We start from the raw sequence: 18,149 nt of genomic DNA on the forward strand, positions 1-18,149 counted from the left end.
TGACTTGAATCAAAAAATACTTCAAAGGAATCCGCCACAGACAACAAACAACCACCACACCCAAACCATCAAGCAAGGATGCGACAAATCATTCAATGCCCGCGGACGGGGTTAATGCATCTTTCGGCATTGACTTTCGGCACGCTGTTGAGTTCTCAAGAATCGGACGCACACCGGATCCAGACCTTTCGGCCAAGATCCCGGGGCAACCTGCGTTACTGTACCGGAGCAGATCCACCGAGTCAAGACCCGATTTTCTGTCTCTCCGCCCCGCGCTTCAGCTACCGCCCCGAGTCAGACGACGCGGTTCGGCTCAGCTAGCCTTGGGGGGTTCGGAGCGACCGGCCGCTTTCGCGTCCCGCGCCTCGCTCCAACAAGAAGAACATTACGTGGCTTCCGGGTGGACGGTCAAATCGGCTCCCGGTGGGCTGGATCACACGGCTGTAATTTGCTCCCGGCAGCCACTGTGTGGGAGTGGAGCCCAGGCCGTCAGCCCTGTGTCTGGGAGGCCAGGACCCCTGCGAACGAACGCTTTCCGCGCCGCAGCACCAGCACTCCACCCGGCAGCAGATCGTCGGCCCCCGGCACGTACTCGGCGTCCTTGACCTTCTCGTTGTTCAGGTAGCCACCGCCTTCGGCCACCGTCCTGCGCGCCGCCGACTTGCTGGCGACCAGACCGGACTTCACCAGCAGGTCGCCGTACGTCGGCATCGGTTCGCCGGCGCCGAGTTCGACATGGGGTGCTTCGCGGAGTGCGGCGACCAGTGTGAAGCCGTCGAGGGAGGCCAGCTCCCCCTGGCCGAAGAGCGCCTTGGACGCCTCCTGTACTCTCCTGGTCTCCTCTTCGCCATGGACCAACGTGGTGATGTCCTCGGCGAGCAGTCGCTGGGCCTCACGTGCGTGGGGGCGTTCCGCGGTCGCCTGCTCGAGTGCGGCGATCTCCTCCGGTGTCCGGAACGTGTAGAACCGCACCAACTGCATCACGTCGCGGTCGTCGGTGTTGAACCAGAACTGGTAGAAGGCGTACGGCGATGTCAGCTCACGGTCCAGCCACACAGTGCCGGACTCGGTCTTACCGAACTTCGTGCCGTCGGCCTTGGTCACCAGTGGCGTAGCCAGGGCATGTGCTTTGCCGCCTTCGGTACGGCGGATGAGCTCCGCGCCGGCGGTGAGGTTGCCCCACTGGTCGCTGCCACCTGTCTGCAGCGTGCAGTTGTAGCGGCGGTACAGCTCCAGGTAGTCCAGTGACTGCAGCAGCACGTAGCTGAACTCCGTGTAGCTGATCCCCTGCTCCAGCCGGGCTTTGACGACCTCACGGCCGAGCATCCGGTTCACCGGGAAGTGCTTGCCGATGTCCCGGAGGAAGTCGAGAGTGTTGAGGTCCTTGGTCCAGTCGTAGTTGTTGACGATGCGACCAGGGTTCGGCAGGGCCGGGTCGAAGTCGATGAACTTCTCCACCTGGCCGCGCACCTTCTCGACCCATTGCTGGACTACATCCTTCGGGTTCAGTACCCGCTCGGAGCTCTCCTTGGGGTCGCCGATCAGACCGGTGGCACCACCGACCAGTCCGATCGGGTTGTGGCCGGCCAACTGGAGGCGGCGCAGCGTCAGCAGTTGCAGCAGGTTGCCCATGTGCAGGCTCGGCGCGGTCGGGTCGAAGCCGACATAGGAGGTGATCGGTCCGGCCGCCATCGCGGCCCGCAGGGCGTCGGGATCGGTGGAGTGCGCGATCAGGCCGCGGTTCTCCAGGTCGTCGAGCACCTGGGTGCGGCTTTCGGTCCCGCTGTCGGTCACTTGTCTCTCCTCGAGTACGTCGGTCAGCTCCAAGTGTCCTGTATGGGGACTATGTGGGGTCCGGGCGGGTCAGGACGGCCTTGAGTTGCGGCCGCAGTGCGTGACCGTCAGGTGCGTGGACTGTGGCAGCGGTCGGCCGGTGCGGGTCGTGGGCACCTGGGTCCGGGTTCGGCACCGGGAGACCGTGCGACAGGACCTGCTCGGCCGGCGTCAGCTGGCGGATGCCGATGGCCCGAACGTGATCCGGGTGCGTCTGTGCGAAGTCGCCGTACAGCTGGGGATCGTGCTGGCCGTCGTCACCGATCAGCACCCACCGGACGTTCGGGAACTCCGCCGCAAGCCGGCGTAGCACCGTGCGCTTGTGCTCCTGCCCGCTGCGGAACCACCCGGTGTTCGTCGGCCCCCAGTCCGTGAGCAGCAGCGGGCCGGCCGGGTACCCGTGCCGCGCCAGGAAGCGGGTCAGCGTGGGTGCCGTGTTCCAGGCCCCTGTGGACAGGTAGAAGATCGGCGCACCCGGGTGGTCTGCCAGGAGCTCGGCATACAGCTCTGCCATGCCTGGTACGACGCGACGCGCCTGCTCGTCCCGGACGAAGGTGTTCCAGGCCGCGATCAGTGGACGCGGCAGCATCGTCAGCATCACCGTGTCGTCGATGTCGCTGACCAGACCGAGAGTCGCGTCCGGGTCGGGGACGTACACGCGAGCACGGGCCTCTCGCTCGCCGTGCACACCAAGGTTGATCTCGTGCCAGCCCGGTGGCAGCACGACCGGTGCAGTGAGGTCGACGAAGCCGCCGCGGTCGGTCAGGGCCTCGAACGTCTGCCCGCTGATGGTGACCGTCACCTTCACCTTGGTCGCCGGTGCCGTGACGAAGACCCGCCAGCCGCGCACCACCTGATCCTCGTCGTACCGCGGTTGGCTGCGCGGGTCCCGGCTCAGTACGACGCGGGCCATCACCCGGACGAACTGGGTGGTGCCGTAGCCGACGTGCGGGATGATCCGCTCCCGCCACCCGCGACGCCGCAGGATCGCCTGCACTCCGATGTTGAACCAGTCCTCGAGACGGGACGCGTAGTGCGGACGGGCCATAGTCCGAAACCTACCCGGCGCAGGGGCCGCTACGCCTGCTGACCCACACCCTGGGAAGACCTTTACCGAACTGCCGGAACTCCTTTGAGAACTGTCGGCGGCGGCCTCTACGGTCTACGCATGACACAGACCTCTGCCGCTCTCGGGATGTGCTTCCCGCGCACCTACCCCGCCGCCCTGGTGACCGACGTTGCCCGCCGCCTGGACCAAGGCGGTGCGGACGAGTTGTGGATCATCGAGGACTGCTTCTACACGGCCGGACCGTCACTGGTGTCCGCCGCCCTCACCTCGACCGAGCGCCTCACGGTCGGTCTCGGCATCGTGCCCGCGGTCGCCCGGACCGCCGCCGTCACCGCGATGGAGTTCGCCACTCTGGACGCGCTCGCGCCCGGCCGGTTCCTGCCCGGTATCGGTCACGGCGTGCAGGAGTGGATGGGCCAGATGGGTGTCCGGCCGAAGTCACCGCTGACCGCGCTGGAGGAGGTCACCACCGCGGTCACCCGGCTGCTCGCCGGCGAGAACGTGAGTGTCGAGGGCAAGACCGTCTACTTGCAGGACGTGAAGCTCGACGCGCCGCCGGCGGAGGCGCCGCCGATTCTGCTCGGGGTGATGGGTCCGAAGTCGATGGCGCTGGCCGGGCGCGTCGGTGGCGGGCTCGTGCTCTCCGAGCCGGCCACTCCGTCGTACGTGCGGCAGTCGATCGAGTACGCCGGATCACCCGAAGGCTTCGTGGTCGCGGTGTTCAGTGCGTTCTGCGTGCGCGAGGACCGCAAGGCGGCGTACGAGTGGACCGCGCCGTGGCTCGCCGCGCGGATCGACGACAACCACCCAGGGCTGACGGCGCTGCCGTTCTTCGACGACATGAAGAAGGTGTACGGCGACTCGGGCGTGGAGGGACTCGTCGGGATGCCGGTCGATTGGTGGACGGAGATCGGTGCGGTCGGCACGCTCGACGACGCGGCGGCGCACATCGAGGCGCTCGAGGCAGCCGGGGTGCACCACATCGGGCTGTTCCCGGATCCCGAGGTGGAGCACGGGCTGCCGCAGCTGGACCACGTGCTGGAGCTGGCCAACCGCTAGGCGCGGCGTTTGGGGACGTGTGGGCGGTACGGCGAAACCGTCGGGTCGCCCGGGATCCAGAAGCGCCACGGGCGGTCGGCGGCTTCGCGCAGGCCGACGCGTGGCCCGGTGGCCGGTTCGCCGTCGAAGCCTGGCCCGGGGAGCAGCTGGACGTGGGAGGACTTGGAGAGCAGGTCGGCGCCGTTGTCGTCCCGGCCGATGCCGAGAGCAACGCACATCCGGGCCGGACCGCGGGCGAGGTCGCGGTCCGCGTTCCCGTTCGCCCGCCTGGCAACCGGCCCCGGCAGCACGCCACCCGATCGAACCCCGGCCGCCGCGGCGCCGTTCGTCGTGCTCGCGGACTGGTTGAACGTGCCGGAGGCGGTGGGGGGAAGGCGGCGGGCACGGGCGAGGTCGAGGCCTTCGACGATCTCGCCGGCCCGGAGGAGGATGGCCGAGGGCTGTCCGTCCGGGCCGGCGCTGATGTTCATGCAGAAGTGCATGCCGTAGGTGAAGTACACGTACAAGAAGCCAGGTGGGCCGAACATCACCGCGTTGCGGGCCGTCTGGCCGCGGTACGCATGCGAGCCGGGGTCGTTCGGGCCGTCGTACGCCTCGACCTCGGTCAGGCGTACGGCGACTGTGCCCTCGTCGGTGGTGCTGCGCAGGACCATGCCGAGGAGCTTCGGAGCCACGTCGAGGACGGGACCCGCGAGCAGCGGGCGGCGTACAGGCATGCGCAGCACCCTAAGCGAACCCCGCCCGCACCCGAGCGAGCCCCAGCCCAGGCGAGCAATCCGAGCGATCAGCCCAGGCGGTCCGCGTGGGCGGCGGCGCGCGCCCGGAGCTCACTCAGCTGCTCGGCCACCCGCTCCCCCGCCGTACCGCCGCGGGTGTTGCGGGACGCCAGCGACCCCTCGACCGTCAGCACCGAGCGGACGTCCGGCGTCAGCGACGGCGAGATCGCGGCCAGCTCCTCGTCCATGAGATCCCACAGCTCGATACCGCGCTTCTCGCACTCCTGGACGCACGCACCGGCGAGCTCGTGGGCGACCCGGAACGGCACCTTCTGCCGGACCAGCCACTCCGCGATGTCGGTGGCGAGCGAGAACCCCTGCGGCGCCAGCTCCGCCAGCCGCGCCGTGTTGAAGCGCAGCGTCCGGATCATTCCGGTGAACGCCGGCAGCAGCACCTCGAGGGTGTCGATGGAGTCGAAAACCGGTTCCTTGTCCTCCTGCAGGTCTCGGTTGTACGCCAGCGGCTGCGCCTTCAGCGTCGCCAGCAGGCCGCTCAGGTTGCCGATCAGCCGGCCGGCCTTGCCGCGAGCCAGCTCGGCGATGTCCGGGTTCTTCTTCTGCGGCATGATGCTCGACCCGGTCGAGAACGCGTCGTCCAACTCGACGAACCCGAACTCCTTCGTCGCCCAGATGATCACCTCCTCGGCCTGCCGGGACAGGTCGACGCCGATCTGCGCGGTGACGAACGCGAACTCCGCGACGAAGTCGCGTGCCGACGTCCCGTCGATCGAGTTCGCCGAGGAGTCGGTGAAGCCGAGCTCGACCGCGACGTACTGCGGGTCCAGGCCGAGCGAGCTGCCGGCCAGGGCTCCCGATCCGTACGGCGAGTCCGCGGCGACGCGGGCGTCCCAGTCGGCGAGCCGGTCGAGGTCGCGGATCAGCGGCCAGGCGTGAGCGAGCAGGTGGTGTGACAGCAGGACCGGCTGCGCGTGCTGCAGGTGGGTCCGGCCCGGCATCGCGACACCGAGGTGCTTCTCCGCCTGCTCGGCCAGGATGTTGACCTGGTCCAGCACGAGCCGGCTGATGATCCGGCCGTGCGCGCGCAGGTAGCCCTTGAACAGTGTGGCGACCTGGTCGTTGCGGGACCGGCCGGCCCGCAGCCGTCCGCCGAGCTCGGCACCGAGCCGGTCGAGCAGACCGCGCTCCAGCGCCGTGTGCACGTCCTCGTCACCCTCGGCGGGCAGGAACCTCCCGGCCAGTACGTCGTCCAGCAGCCCGTCCAGCCCGGTCAGCATCGCGGCGAGGTCGTCGTCGGTCAGTAGCCCCGCTCGGTGCAGCACCTTCGCGTGCGCCTTCGAGCCGGCGATGTCGTACGGCGCCAGCCGCCAGTCGAACTGTGTCGACTTGCTCAGCGCCGCCAGGGCATCCGCCGGTCCATCCGCGAAGCGGCTACCCCACAGGGTCGCACTCTCACCAGAACTCACGCCAACATCCTCTCAATCACTTCGGGAAGGCCTTCCGCCAGGTCGCGGCCGTCTTTGGGTCGTACGTGCGGCTGAGCGACATCCGCACCTTGACCTCGCTGTCCCGGCGGGACGGAACCATTCGTTCGCGTTCGACGGCCGGCAGTTCGGCGAGCGCCGAACTTGGCGCATCCCGGCGTGAGCGTTCGCTACTTCGGTTCGCGAGCGGCCAGGGACAGGAAGCGGGTGGCCAGGGCGGGGCCGCCGGTCGGGTTGCGGGAGACGACCATGACGGTGTCGTCGCCGGCGATAGTGCCGAGTACGTCGTCCAGTCCCACGTGGTCGATCGCCGACGCGAAGTACTGGGCCGCACCCGGCGGGGTTCGCAGGATGACCAGGTTGGCGCTCCCCTCGGCCGACACGAGCAGCTCGGACGCCACGCGGGCCAGGCGGGCCTCGAAGGCGGCGGCTTCACCGGCTCGCGGCGTACGGTCACCGCCTTCTCCTGGTACGGCGTACACCAGCTGTCCGGACGAGTCGCGCACCTTCACCGCGCCGATCTCGACCAGATCGCGCGACAGCGTCGCCTGCCCGACGACGAGCCCGGAGGCCGCGAGCAGGTCGGCGAGCTCGGTCTGCGACCGCACCGGCTGCCGCCCGAGCAGGTCGACGATGCGCTGCTGACGCGCGGTCTTCGTGGTAGGAACCGCGATGCTCATCCACGTCCTCGCTTCACTCCGGGCGCGGATGAGGCACAAAATACGCTGTGCTTGATGATGAACTCGCTCCGCTCGTTCATGAGCTGAAGTTCCTTGCCAGCAGCCACGACAGTAGGGCCTTCTGCGCGTGGAGCCGGTTCTCCGCTTCGTCCCAGACGACCGACTGCGGACCGTCGATCACGGCCGCCTCGATCTCCTTGCCCCGGTACGCCGGCAGGCAGTGCAGCACGATCGCGTCGGCGCTTGCCTTGGACATCAGTTGCTCGGTCACCGCATACGGGACGAACGGTGCCTCCCGCAACGATGCCTCGGCCTCCTGCCCCATCGACACCCAGGTGTCGGTGGCAACGACATCGGCACCGTCGACGGCTTCCAGAGCATCCGCGGTCCACGCGGCCGAGCCACCTGTCTCGGTCGCGATCGCCGCGGCCCTCTCCAGGACGGCGGGATCCGGCTGATACTCGGACGGCGACGCCACCACCACATGCATCCCGGCGGTCACACCACCGAGCAGGTACGAGTGGGCCATGTTGTTCGCACCGTCGCCGAGGTACACCAGCTTCAGTCCGGCGGTCGAACCCTTGTGCTGCCGGACGGTCAACAGGTCGGCGAGGATCTGGCACGGGTGGAACTCGTCGGTCAGCGCGTTCACCACCGGCACCCGGGAGGCCGCGGCCATCTCGTCGATCCGGGTCTGCGCGGACGTCCGCCACACGATCGCCGCGACCTGCCGGTCGAGCACCCGCGCGGTGTCCGCGATCGGCTCGCCGCGGCCCATCTGCGACGTCTGCGCGTCGATGATCAGCGGTACGCCGCCCAGCTCGGCGATCCCGACCGCGAACGAGATCCGGGTCCGGGTCGACGTCTTGTCGAAGATCACCGCGACCGTCTTCGGCCCGGCCAGCGGCTGATGCCCGAACCGGTCCCCGGCCAGCTGCTGCGCCAGCGTCAGGACCTCGTCCTGCTCGACCGGGCTGAGGTCGTCATCCCGCAAGAAGTGTCGTGGCGTCATGGGGCCTCCCGGCCTGGACTGAGGAGCGTAGGGAGCGAAGCGACTGGAGTGACGAGGGAAGGGCGGGAGTCAAAGCCCCATGACCCCGCCGGCGCCGAAGGCCCGGCCAAAAGCACCGTCATGGGGCCTCCCGGCCTGGACTGAGGAGCGTAGGGAGCGAAGCGACTGGAGTGGCGAGGGAAGGGCGGGAGTCAAAGCCCCATGACCCCGCCGGCGCCGAAGGCCCGGCCAAAAGCACCGTCATGGGGCCTCCACCTGGTCGAGTAGGCCCGGGAGGGCCGCGACGAAACGGTCGGCATCAGCCTTGCTCAGGATGTACGGCGGCGCCAGCCGCAACGCGTTCGGAATCGGGTTGTTCACCACGAACCCGGCCTCCAGCGCGAGCGCGGCCACCTGGTCGGACACCGGCTTGGCCAGCTCGATCGCCAGCAGCAGGCCGCGGCCGCGCACCCCGGTGATCAACGGATGGTCGAGGGCGATGATCGACGAGGCGAGGTGGTTGCCGACAGCATTCACCTGGGCCAGCAGCCCGTCCCGCTCGATCACCGTCAGGACGGCGAGGCCGGCGATCGCGGCGACCGGGTTGCCGCCGAACGTCGTGCCGTGGTTGCCCAACTGCAACAGGTCCGCGGCCGCGCCCAGCCCGATACAGGCGCCGATCGGGATTCCCGCGCCCAGGCCCTTGGCAACGGTCACCAGATCCGGCGTGATCCCTTCGGTCTCGAAGGCGAACCACGTCCCGGTCCGGCCGATCCCGGTCTGGATCTCGTCGATCCACAGCAGCGCACCGTGCTCGGAGGTGATCCGCCGGGCCGCCTGGAGATACCCGGCCGGCGGTACGACGACGCCGTTCTCCCCCTGGATCGGCTCCAGTACGACGGCCGCCGTCTCGTCGTCGACCGCCGCGGCCAGCGCGTCGGCATCGCCGTACGGGACGAAGGTGACGTCGCCGGGGAGCGGGGCGAACAGCTCCCGGTACGCCGGTTTCCACGTCACCGCGAGCGCGCCCATCGAGCGGCCGTGGAAGGCGCCGACGGTGGAGACGATCTTGGTCCGGCCGGTCCGCCGGGTGATCTTGAACGCGGCCTCGTTCGCCTCGGTGCCGGAGTTGGTGAAGAACACCTTGCCCGGGACCTCGAAGAGGCCGAGCAGCTTCTCGGCCAGCGCGATCTGCGGTGCGGAGGCGAAGAAGTTCGAGACGTGCCCGAGAGTGGCCAGCTGGCTGGTCACCGCGGACACCACGAACGGGTGCGCGTGGCCGAGGCAGTTGACCGCGAGCCCGCCGAGCAGGTCCAGGTACTTGTTGCCGTCCGCATCCCACAGGTACGCACCCTCGCCGCGCACCAGCACCCGCTTCGGTGCGCCGAAGGTGTTCATCAACGCCGACGAGTACCGCTCGGTCAACGCGGACTGCGTGCCGTCAACCGTTACCAGTTCGGTCATGGGGCCTCCCGGCCTGGACTGAGGAGCGTAGGGAGCGAAGCGACTGGAGTGACGAGGGAAGGGCGGGAGTCAAAGCCCCATGACCCCGCCGTGCCGGAGGCGCGGCAATTCAACATGGGATCACCTGGGTTCCGCTTCCGGCGTCGGTGAAGATTTCCAGCAGCAGCGAGTGCGGTACTCGCCCGTCGATCACGGTCGCCCGGGACACGCCCGACTCGACCGCCCGCAGGCAGGCCTCCATCTTCGGCACCATCCCGGACGCGAGCGACGGCAGCAGCTCGGCCAGTTCGGCGGCGTCGATCTGGGTGATGATCTCGTCGCTGTCCGGCCAGTTCCGGTACAACCCGGCCACGTCGGTCAGCACCACGAGTTTCTCGGCACCGAGCGCGACCGCCAGCGCGGCCGCCGCGGTGTCCGCGTTGACGTTGTGCGCCTGGCCGTCCTCGTCCGGCGCGATCGTCGACACCACCGGGATCCTGCCCGCGTCGATCAGGTCGATGACCGCCTCCGGCCGCACGTCGACCACGTCGCCGACCAGCCCGATGTCGACCGACTCGCCGTCCACCATCGCCGTACGGCGCTCAGCGGTGAACAGGCCGGCGTCCTCACCGGACATGCCGACCGCGAACGGGCCGTGCGCGTTCAGCAGGCCGACCAGCTCGCGGCCGACCTTTCCGACCAGGACCATCCCGACGACGTCCATCGCCTCGGGCGTGGTGACCCGCAGGCCGCCGCGGAACTCGCTGTCGATACCGAGCCGGCCGAGCATGTCGCTGATCTGCGGCCCGCCGCCGTGCACGACGACGACCCGGACTCCGGCGTACCGGAGAAAGACGATGTCCTCGGCGAACGCGCGCTTGAGCTCCTCGTCCACCATGGCGTTGCCGCCGTACTTCACCACGACGGTCTTGCCATGGAACTGCTTCAGCCAGGGCAGCGCTTCGGTCAGTACCGCAGCCTTCTCGACCGCCTGTGCGTGACTCGCAGTAAGACTCATGACGAGTACGCCGAGTTCTCTTCGACGTACGCGTGCGACAGGTCGGTCGTGAGGACTGTCGCGGACGCCGGGCCCGCGTGCAGGTCGATCACCACGTCGATCTCCGGACCACTCAGGTCGGCCTCGGAGCGGTCGACGCCCTTGCCTCCGGCCACGCAGATCGGTGCCCCGTTCAACGTGATGTCGAGCAGCGACGGGTCGAACGCGGTGGGCGCGTTGCCGACCGCCATCGCGATCCGGCCCCAGTTCGGGTCGGAGGCGAAGAAGGCCGTCTTGCAGAGATTGTCCTCGGCAACGATCTTGGCGGCCGCGACCGCTTCCGCCTCGGTGGCCGCGCCGTTGACCGTGATGCTGACATGCTTGGTGACGCCCTCGGCGTCGGCCTGCAGCTGCTTCACCAGGTCAGCAGCCAGCGTGGTCAGTGCGGCCTCGAACTCGTCGGCTCCGACAGCCACGCCGGATGCGCCCGAGCTGAGCAGGAGCACGGTGTCGTTGGTCGACGTACCGCCGTCGACATCGAGGCGGTTGAAGGTCTTGCCGACCGCGTTGCGCAGCGCGTGGTCGAGGTGCGGCTGATCCAGTACGGCGTCCGTCGTGATGACGCTGAGCATCGTCGCCATGTTCGGCGCGCACATACCGGCGCCTTTGGCGAACCCGCCGATGCTCCAGCCGTCCGGGTGGGTGAGCACAGCCTGCTTCGGCACGTTGTCGGTGGTCATCACCGCCGTGGCCGCGGCCAAGCCGTGCTCGGGCCCGTCGCCCAGAGCATCCACCGCCGTGTCGATACCGGGGATCAGCTTGTCCATCGGCAGCCGCTCGCCGATCAGGCCGGTCGAGCAGACCCCGATCTCGGCCGCGCCGACGCCGAGCACCTCGGCCAGCTTCTCGGCGGTCTTGTGCGTGTCCTGGAAGCCTTCCGGCCCGGTGCAGGCGTTCGCTCCGCCGGAGTTGAGCACGACGGCCTTCAACTTACCGGCGGTAAGAACCTGCTGGGACCACAGGACCGGGGCGGCCTTCACCTTGTTGGTGGTGAAGACGCCGGCGGCGACGTCCTGCGGGCCGTCGTTGACGACGACGGTGAGGTCCGGTGTGCCGGCCGGTTTGATCCCCGCGATCACCCCGGCCGCACGGAAGCCGGCCGGCGCGGTGACCCCGGCGCTCCGATCGACTTGGGTGCTGGGGGTGACAGCGATGGTCACGGTGCGACTCCTACGAGGGGCAGGGCCAGGGTCTCGTCGAGCCCGGTGGCCAGGTTCATGCACTGCACGGCTGCGCCGGCGGTGCCCTTGGTGAGGTTGTCCATCGCGGCCACGATGACGGCGCGGCCGGTGCGCTGGTCGAGGGCGAGCTGAAGCTGCACGGTGTTCGCGCCGAGGGTGGCCTGTGTCTGCGGCCACTGCCCCTCGGGCAGCACGTGCACGAACGGCTCGTTGCGGTAGGCGTCCTCGTAGGCCTTCCGCAGTGCCGCGAGGTCGGTGCTTTCGGCAATCGGCGCGCTGCAGGTGGCGAGAATGCCACGCGACATCGGCACGAGCACCGGGGTGAACGAGACGCTCACCGGCTGGTCGGCGTACGGCGCGAGGTTCTGCTCGATCTCCGGGGTGTGGCGGTGGACGCCGCCGACGCCGTACGCGGAGGCCGAGCCCATCACCTCGGCGCCGAGCAGGTGCGGCTTGGGCGCCTTGCCGGCGCCCGACGTACCACTCACCGCGACGACCACCAGCTGGCTCGGATCGACCAGACCGTCCTGTACGGCGGGCAGCAGGGCGAGGGTGGAGACTGTGGGGTAACAGCCTGGTACGGCGACCCGATTAGTACCGCGCAGCTTCTCCCGCTGGCCGGGGAGCTCGGGCAGACCGTACGGCCAGGAGCCGGCGTGCTCGCCACCGTAGAACTCGGTCCACACCTCGGCCTCGGTCAGCCGGAAGTCCGCGCCGCAGTCGATCACGGTGACGTCCTCGCCGAGTTGCTCGGCGATTCCGGCGGACTGCCCGTGCGGAAGGGCCAGGAACACCACGTCGTGACCGGCGAGATTCTCCGCCGTGGTCTCGACCAGGGTGCGCCCGGCCAGTGGCACGAGATGTGGATGGTGCTGCCCGAGCGGCGTGCCGGCATTCCCTCCGGCGGTGAGCGCGCCGACCTCGACCTCGGGATGCGCACTCAGCAGCCGAAGCAGCTCACCCCCCGCATATCCGCTGGCTCCGGCCACGGCCACCTTCACACTCATATGAATGAGTATGCCATGCCTTGGAAAAATATCCAAGATCCACTGGTCCGCCGCAGGTCAACTACCCACTCTGACCGGGCAGAACCACTGAGGCTCCCGCGTCCTGATGGCCGACCACCCGGGTGTGAGCCACGTCATGTCACAGCAGGCGTCGCGGGGCGTGTCCGAGAGGGGGACGACGGACTACTGGAGGTTGTGATGGCTCGGATCGCATTGGTGCACAAACGGACTTGGTTCGTCCGGCTGGCGGAGTGGGGCAGCCGGCGGAAGTTCGGGAAGGTGCTGGACCCGGGGCAGGCGGCGCTGCACAACCGGCGGGTGCTGGTGTCGATGATGCTGCTGGAGGGGTCGGCGGCCCGGTGGAACAAGCTCGACCCGACGCTCAAGGCGCTCGCGGTGATGGTGTCGTCGGCGCAGATCGGGTGCAGCTGGTGTATTGATTTCGGCTACTGGGAGTTCCACCACCAGGGTGTCGATCCGAAGAAGCTGCGCGATGTGCCAGGGTGGCGGGACAGTGACACCTACACGGATCTGGAGCGCGCGGTGATGGAGTACACCGAGGCGATGACGGCCACCCCGCCGACGGTCACCGACGAGCAGGTCGAGCGGCTGCGTCAGGACCTGACCGACGAGCAACTGGTCGAGCTCACCGCCTGGGTCGCGCTGGAGAACTACCGCTCCCGCACCTACGCCGCGCTGGGCCTCACCAGCCAGGGCTTCAAGGAAACGTGCGAGCTGAGGCCGGCGTGACCGACGAGGCGGATGAGCAGCTGGGGCGTGAGTTCGACCAGCACCGCGCGGTACTGGTCGGCGCGGCGTACCGGGTGGTCGGCAGTGTCACGGATGCCGAGGACGTGGTCCAGGAAGCCTGGTTGCGCTGGGCCGCGGTCGACCACGAGGAGGTTCGCGACCCGCGCGCGTACCTGATCCGGATCACCACCCGGCTCGCGCTCAACAAGCTGCGCCAGCAGAAATCACGCCGGGAGGAGTACGTCGGTCCCTGGCTGCCTGAACCGATCACCTCCGACGACGACCCCGCCGCCGCGGTCGAGCTGGCGGACTCGGTGAGCATGGCGATGCTCGTCGTACTCGAGACGCTGTCACCCCTCGAGCGCGCCACCTTCGTGCTGCGCGAGGTGTTCGATCTCCCGTACGACGAGATCGCGGCCACGCTCGGCCGGTCGGAGTCCGCCGTACGGCAGCTGGCGCACCGGGCCCGCGAGCACGTGCACGCGCGGCAGCCCCGGCACCACGTGGACAAGGAGCGGCACAACGAGCTGACGATGCGGTTCATGGCGGCGGCCGGCTCCGGCGACTTCGACCAGGTGGTCTCGCTGCTCGCACCAGACGCGGTGCTGATCAGCGACGGCGGCGGCAAGAAGAAGGCCGCGCTCCGGCCGATCCACGGCGCCGACAAGATCGCGCGCTGGCTGTTCGCCGTGATCGCGGAGAACCCGGACTTCGAGATGCGGGTCGCCACGCTGAACGGCGAGACCGCGTTCATCGCGTACTACGACGAGGAGCCGGACACGGTCACGTTCCTGGAGAGCACCGAGGGCCGGATCAGCGGCCTCTACCTGATCCGCAACCCGGACAAGCTCACCACGGTCCCGTCCCGGCACGAACTCGGCTGAGGAACGGCCGGATCCGGGCCACCACCTGGTCGAGGTGCGTCTCGAGCAACCAGTGACCACCGTCGTCGAACAGGTGCAGTTCGGCATCCGGTACGTCGGCCAGGTACGCGCGGGCGGACTCTGCCGGCATGTACCCGTCCTGCGGTCCCCAGACGATCAGCGTCGGCGGCCGGTGCTCGCGCAGATACGCCTGGTACTGCGGGAAGCGCCGGACGCTGTCCGCGATCTCGGCGAAGAAGCCGATCATGATGTCGCGATGCTCCCGCATCAGCGGCCAGGCCAGGTGCCAGAGGTCCGGACTGATCCGGTCGGCGACCTCGACCTCACCCAGGATCTCCTCGCGGAGACCCTCGAAGCTGACGGCCCGGGCGAGTTCCTCGCGGCGCTCGTCCGACGGGTCGGCCCAGTACGCCTTCAGCGCTTCGTACTTCGGCCCGAGTGTCTCCTCGTAGGCGTCGCCGTTCTGGATGAGCAGCGCGACGACGCGCGACGGGTCCTTCAGCGCGAGCTGGAAGCCGACCTGCGAGCCGTAGTCGAACAGGTAGAGGGCGAACCGGTCGACGTCGAGCGCCTTGAGGAACTGGTCGAGCAGGTCGGCGTACCCGGGGAAGCTGTAGTCGAAGTCGGCCGGTGCTTCGCTGTAACCGAAGCCCGGGAAGTCCGGCGCCAGCAGGCGCCACTCGTCGGCGAGCGCGGGCATGAGCGCGCGGTACTGGAACGACGACGACGGATAGCCGTGCGGCAGCAGGACGACGGGAGCGTCGGGCGGGCCGGCTTCGCGGTAGAAGATCTCTACGCCGCCCACGGTGACTGTCTTGTGCGTGACGGGTGCCATGCAGCACGCAGTACCCACCGGCGACAGTCGTAGACTATCTGCAACTCAGTCGCAGGTGGAGGTGTTGTGAAGTACCTGGTGGTGGAGCCGGACGAGGTCCTCGAGGCGGGGTTGCGGGCTGATCTGCTGGACACGTGGATCGCGGCGACCGACGCGGGTGGCGCGGTCGGGTTCACGGCGCCGGCTCCGGTGGCGCTGGTCGCGGAGACGCTCGACGAGGCGCTGGGACGGGTCTCGGCCGGGCTGGATCTGCTCGGGGTGCTGCACAACGGTGAGCGGTACGTCGGCATGGGCCTGCTCGTGAATCGCGGCAGGCCGCTGCTGTCACATTGGCGCACTGTGCTGCGGGTGATGGTGCACCCGCAGTACCAGGGCAACGGCGCCGGCCGGATGTTGATGGAGGGACTGCGCGATTCGGCCGTCGGCCTCGGCCTGGAGCAGTTGCAGCTCACGATCCGCGACGGTCTCGGCCTGGAGAAATTCTACGAACCGCTCGGCTATCGGGTCGTCGGCCGCCATCCCCGCGCGGTGCGGGTCGCGGCGGACGACTACCGCGACGAAGTCATGCTGGTGCAGGACCTCTAACGGGACCGGCGCGAGATCATCGCGAGCGCCGCCAGCGTAGAGGTAAGGGTCTAAGCCGACTCGCTATTACGGGCCAATCACCCTCCGAGGTAGTAGATCCTGACCTTACCGACGCTGTGTCGCAACATCGCCAGCCGGTCCAGCGCGGGCGACACGGTGCCGTCGCGTGCGTCGGCGTACAACCAGCGCACGTGGTACTCCTCCCGCAGTCGCCGGAGCAGGTCCGGCGTCGGCGCGGCGAGGGCCTGGTTCGTCAGCGCGACCCGCTCCGGCCACGGCGACGGCTGCTCGGTGTACCGCCGCCCGCCGACCCCTTGCTCGGCCATCGCCTGGTTCGTGTACGCCCACCCCTCGATCAACGTACGGCGCCCCGCGATCCCGCTCACGATGTAGCCGCGCGCATCACAGCCCGGCGTCTGTTTGCCGGCCGGCCGGCACCAGGTGTTCGCCGCGACGACATCGGTCGGCGCCGAGTGCTTCCGCAGCCACAAGGCCGCCGACTCCTCGTCCGGATACACCCACCACCGAGACGCCGTGAACGTCTGCGCCCGCTCACTGTCACCATGGACGGCACTCTGCGCGAACGACTTGATCGGCACCACAGCCAGCAAAGCCAGTACGACGACGAGCCCAGCGCCTGCCGGTCGACGTAACAGCCACCAGACCCCGCCCACCACGATCGCCAGACCGAGCAGCGCGAGCAACGGTCGCGCGACCAGGAGTAACTGATGTCCTTGGGAGCCAACTGGTTTCGCATCGGCCACCATTAGGACCCCAGCGCAGCTCGTACCGAGCACAAGCGCAGCGGCTGCCGCGCCGGGCAGCGCGCGCCGCCGGGCCCGCGCCGGGAAGGAACGAGCGAGCACCACGACCAGCCAGCCGGTCGCGGCGAGGCTGAACGGGATGGCGGTCTGGATGAAGTAGGACTCGCTCACCGAAGGATGGTCGATCAGCAGATAACCCGCCCAGCCCGCGACCAACCCACCAACCAGGAACCACGCGACCGGCTCGTGCCGAAGCTTGCCGAGCACCCCGAACCCCACCACCGCGGTTGCCTGATTGATCAGCAGCAACAGGAGCAGTACGAGCACACCGACCGCAGCGCCATGGGTCAACGCCGGGACCAGCAATCCACCCTCACCGGCGGGCGTCCGGTCACCAGTCGCGGCCGTGTAGTCGCCACTCGACTTGAGTACGGCGAGGAACTGCAGCCCCGAGCCGCTCGTGCTCCCGGCTACCGTCAGCATCGTCCCGACCCCAGCCGCCACCAGCAGCACCCCGGCCACGACCGCCCGCACCGGCACCCGGCGCGTCTGCACCAGCAGCACCAGAGCGGTCAACCCCACTGCCCCGACCAGAATCGGCAACACGGTCGGCTTCGACCCTCCACCCAGCACCGCCACCCCGACCGCAACCACCCACCCCGCCACCCCGTTACGTCCGAGGAAGTGGCGAGACGTCTCTCCAGTTGTTCGGACGGTACGGGGGAACAGCAGGTCGATGAGCAGCACCGCCGCCGCGACGCACGCGACCATGCCGAACGTCTGCGACGGACTGAGGAAGCTCAGCGGGGCCGACAGGTTCGCACTCGTGTCGAAGAACAGGTACAGCTGCGGCGCAGCCAGTGCGACAGCCGCGAGTACGCCGGTCCACCACGTACGGCTGACCGTCCGCGCCAGCGTCGCACAGACCAGCAGCGCGACCACGAGCCACGGCAGCAGCCACAGCCGGAACAGCACCATGACCGGTGTCAGCCGAGTGATGTCCGCCGCCGCGGCCATATCCGCGTTGGCGAACCAGTGATACTCCAGCCGCTCCCCCGCCACCTGCGGCAGTTCCGGCGGCACCGCCCGCATCAGCTCGTTCACCATCGACAGGTGGTAGAGCAAGTCCTGGTAGTACGCCGAACCCTGTGGCGGCATCTCGTGGAAGGCCATCACACCCAGCGTCGTCGCGCCGAGCGCAACCGCCGACGCGACCGCGAGTCCCCACGTCCACAGCATCGGCAGTGGCGCCGGCGGCGTGATCCGCCAGTGCTTGCGCAGGCGTGGTACTGAGGCGAACGCGACGAGCACCAGCGCGGGCCAGACGACCAGCCACCGCTGCCAGCCGAGCGCTGTGAACACGGCCCAGCCGATCAGCTGCCAGGTCGCGCCGACGACCGCGCCGAGACCGAGGTCCTCGGCCCAGTTGCCCGTACTCCGCCAGGCCGCGCGGATGAGGAGCGTGCCGGGGAGAGCGATCGCGAGCGCGAAGTAGACGGCGTACTTGACGATGGGCCCGGGCGGTACGTCGATCGCGGTCAGCCCGAGGACCGCAGCCGCGAACGGCAGCAGCCACGGGAGTGACCGCTTCATCTGCGGTGTGCCGGTTCCTGATGCCCTTGGTCTTCGAGGCTGTCGTACCCGACGAGGAACTGTGGCCGGCGCTGACTCGACTGGAACAACCGGGCGACGTACTCCCCGAGCAGGCCCAGACACAACAACTGGATCGCCCCGATCACACTCACCGCCAACACCGTCGACGTCCACCCCGGAACACCCCGACCGGTCAACTT

The 18,149-nt window shown here is 68.9% G+C and carries 16 protein-coding genes and 1 pseudogene; 4 read left to right on the forward strand and 13 right to left on the reverse strand.

Going from position 1 to position 18,149, the window contains the following annotated elements; genetic code table 11:
- Positions 1–489: 489 nt before the first annotated feature.
- Both tyrS and AB0F43_RS37980 read right to left on the reverse strand, forming a co-directional pair.
- The gene (tyrS, locus tag AB0F43_RS37975) at positions 490–1,794 is read right to left on the reverse strand and encodes a tyrosine--tRNA ligase (protein ID WP_360488757.1); all 1,305 of its coding nucleotides are present in this window, start codon (positions 1,792–1,794) and stop codon (positions 490–492) included.
- 49 nt (positions 1,795–1,843) lie between these two features.
- Positions 1,844–2,881, reverse strand: a complete 1,038-nt coding sequence (locus AB0F43_RS37980; RefSeq protein WP_360488760.1) for a phosphatase domain-containing protein — start codon at positions 2,879–2,881, stop codon at positions 1,844–1,846.
- Between the two features lie 120 nt (positions 2,882–3,001).
- Here AB0F43_RS37980 and AB0F43_RS37985 point away from each other — a divergent pair, with 120 nt between their 5' ends.
- Positions 3,002–3,961: an LLM class flavin-dependent oxidoreductase gene (locus tag AB0F43_RS37985; RefSeq protein ID WP_360488763.1), complete on the forward strand. Its 960-nt coding sequence runs from the start codon at positions 3,002–3,004 to the stop codon at positions 3,959–3,961.
- On the opposite strand, the gene AB0F43_RS37990 is transcribed toward AB0F43_RS37985, so the two are convergent.
- The 8 genes from AB0F43_RS37990 to argC form a co-directional block, all read right to left on the reverse strand.
- A complete protein-coding gene (locus AB0F43_RS37990) occupies positions 3,958–4,677 on the reverse strand; it encodes a DNA-3-methyladenine glycosylase (protein ID WP_360488766.1) in 720 nt (239 codons plus the stop codon). The genes AB0F43_RS37985 and AB0F43_RS37990 overlap by 4 nt on opposite strands.
- A 68-nt stretch (positions 4,678–4,745) precedes the next feature.
- The gene (argH, locus tag AB0F43_RS37995) at positions 4,746–6,161 is read right to left on the reverse strand and encodes an argininosuccinate lyase (protein WP_360488769.1); all 1,416 of its coding nucleotides are present in this window, start codon (positions 6,159–6,161) and stop codon (positions 4,746–4,748) included.
- 188 nt (positions 6,162–6,349) lie between these two features.
- Positions 6,350–6,859: an arginine repressor gene (locus AB0F43_RS38000; protein WP_360488772.1), complete on the reverse strand. Its 510-nt coding sequence runs from the start codon at positions 6,857–6,859 to the stop codon at positions 6,350–6,352.
- 76 nt (positions 6,860–6,935) lie between these two features.
- Positions 6,936–7,871, reverse strand: coding sequence for an ornithine carbamoyltransferase (gene argF, locus AB0F43_RS38005; RefSeq protein ID WP_360488775.1), 936 nt, complete (start codon positions 7,869–7,871; stop codon positions 6,936–6,938).
- A 240-nt stretch (positions 7,872–8,111) separates the two neighbouring features.
- Positions 8,112–9,314 (reverse strand): acetylornithine transaminase, encoded by a 1,203-nt coding sequence (locus AB0F43_RS38010; RefSeq protein ID WP_360488778.1) that lies wholly within the window; start codon positions 9,312–9,314, stop codon positions 8,112–8,114.
- Between the two features lie 109 nt (positions 9,315–9,423).
- Complete coding sequence (argB, locus tag AB0F43_RS38015) at positions 9,424–10,311, reverse strand: acetylglutamate kinase (protein WP_360488781.1); 888 nt, start codon at positions 10,309–10,311, stop codon at positions 9,424–9,426.
- Entirely contained in the window at positions 10,308–11,510 is a 1,203-nt protein-coding gene (gene argJ / locus AB0F43_RS38020) for a bifunctional glutamate N-acetyltransferase/amino-acid acetyltransferase ArgJ (RefSeq protein ID WP_360488784.1), read from the reverse strand. The genes argB and argJ overlap by 4 nt, the downstream gene beginning before the upstream one ends.
- Complete coding sequence (argC, locus tag AB0F43_RS38025) at positions 11,507–12,538, reverse strand: N-acetyl-gamma-glutamyl-phosphate reductase (RefSeq protein ID WP_360488787.1); 1,032 nt, start codon at positions 12,536–12,538, stop codon at positions 11,507–11,509. The genes argJ and argC overlap by 4 nt, the downstream gene beginning before the upstream one ends.
- 198 nt (positions 12,539–12,736) lie before the next feature.
- On the opposite strand from argC, the gene AB0F43_RS38030 reads away from it, so the two are divergent.
- Positions 12,737–13,288 carry a carboxymuconolactone decarboxylase family protein gene (locus tag AB0F43_RS38030; protein ID WP_360488789.1) on the forward strand — a complete coding sequence of 184 codons (552 nt, stop codon included), beginning with the start codon at positions 12,737–12,739 and terminating at the stop codon, positions 13,286–13,288.
- A complete protein-coding gene (locus AB0F43_RS38035) occupies positions 13,267–14,172 on the forward strand; it encodes an RNA polymerase sigma-70 factor (RefSeq protein WP_360488792.1) in 906 nt (301 codons plus the stop codon). The genes AB0F43_RS38030 and AB0F43_RS38035 overlap by 22 nt, the downstream gene beginning before the upstream one ends.
- Here the strand turns inward: AB0F43_RS38035 and AB0F43_RS38040 are convergent.
- A complete protein-coding gene (locus tag AB0F43_RS38040; protein WP_360488794.1) occupies positions 14,138–15,007 on the reverse strand; it encodes an alpha/beta hydrolase in 870 nt (289 codons plus the stop codon). The genes AB0F43_RS38035 and AB0F43_RS38040 overlap by 35 nt on opposite strands.
- Positions 15,008–15,073: 66 nt before the next feature.
- Here AB0F43_RS38040 and AB0F43_RS38045 point away from each other — a divergent pair, with 66 nt between their 5' ends.
- Complete coding sequence (locus AB0F43_RS38045) at positions 15,074–15,592, forward strand: GNAT family N-acetyltransferase (RefSeq protein WP_360488797.1); 519 nt, start codon at positions 15,074–15,076, stop codon at positions 15,590–15,592.
- A 77-nt stretch (positions 15,593–15,669) separates the two neighbouring features.
- Here the strand turns inward: AB0F43_RS38045 and AB0F43_RS38050 are convergent, their stop codons facing one another.
- Together AB0F43_RS38050 and AB0F43_RS38055 are read right to left on the reverse strand one after the other, a co-directional pair.
- The gene (locus tag AB0F43_RS38050; protein WP_360488800.1) at positions 15,670–17,949 is read right to left on the reverse strand and encodes a hypothetical protein; all 2,280 of its coding nucleotides are present in this window, start codon (positions 17,947–17,949) and stop codon (positions 15,670–15,672) included.
- Positions 17,946–18,149, reverse strand: a pseudogene (locus AB0F43_RS38055) (glycosyltransferase); the annotation flags it as partial. The gene AB0F43_RS38050 and the pseudogene AB0F43_RS38055, both read right to left, overlap by 4 nt.

The sequence above is a fragment of the Kribbella sp. NPDC023972 genome, assembly GCF_040639075.1.
GTDB lineage: Bacteria > Actinomycetota > Actinomycetes > Propionibacteriales > Kribbellaceae > Kribbella.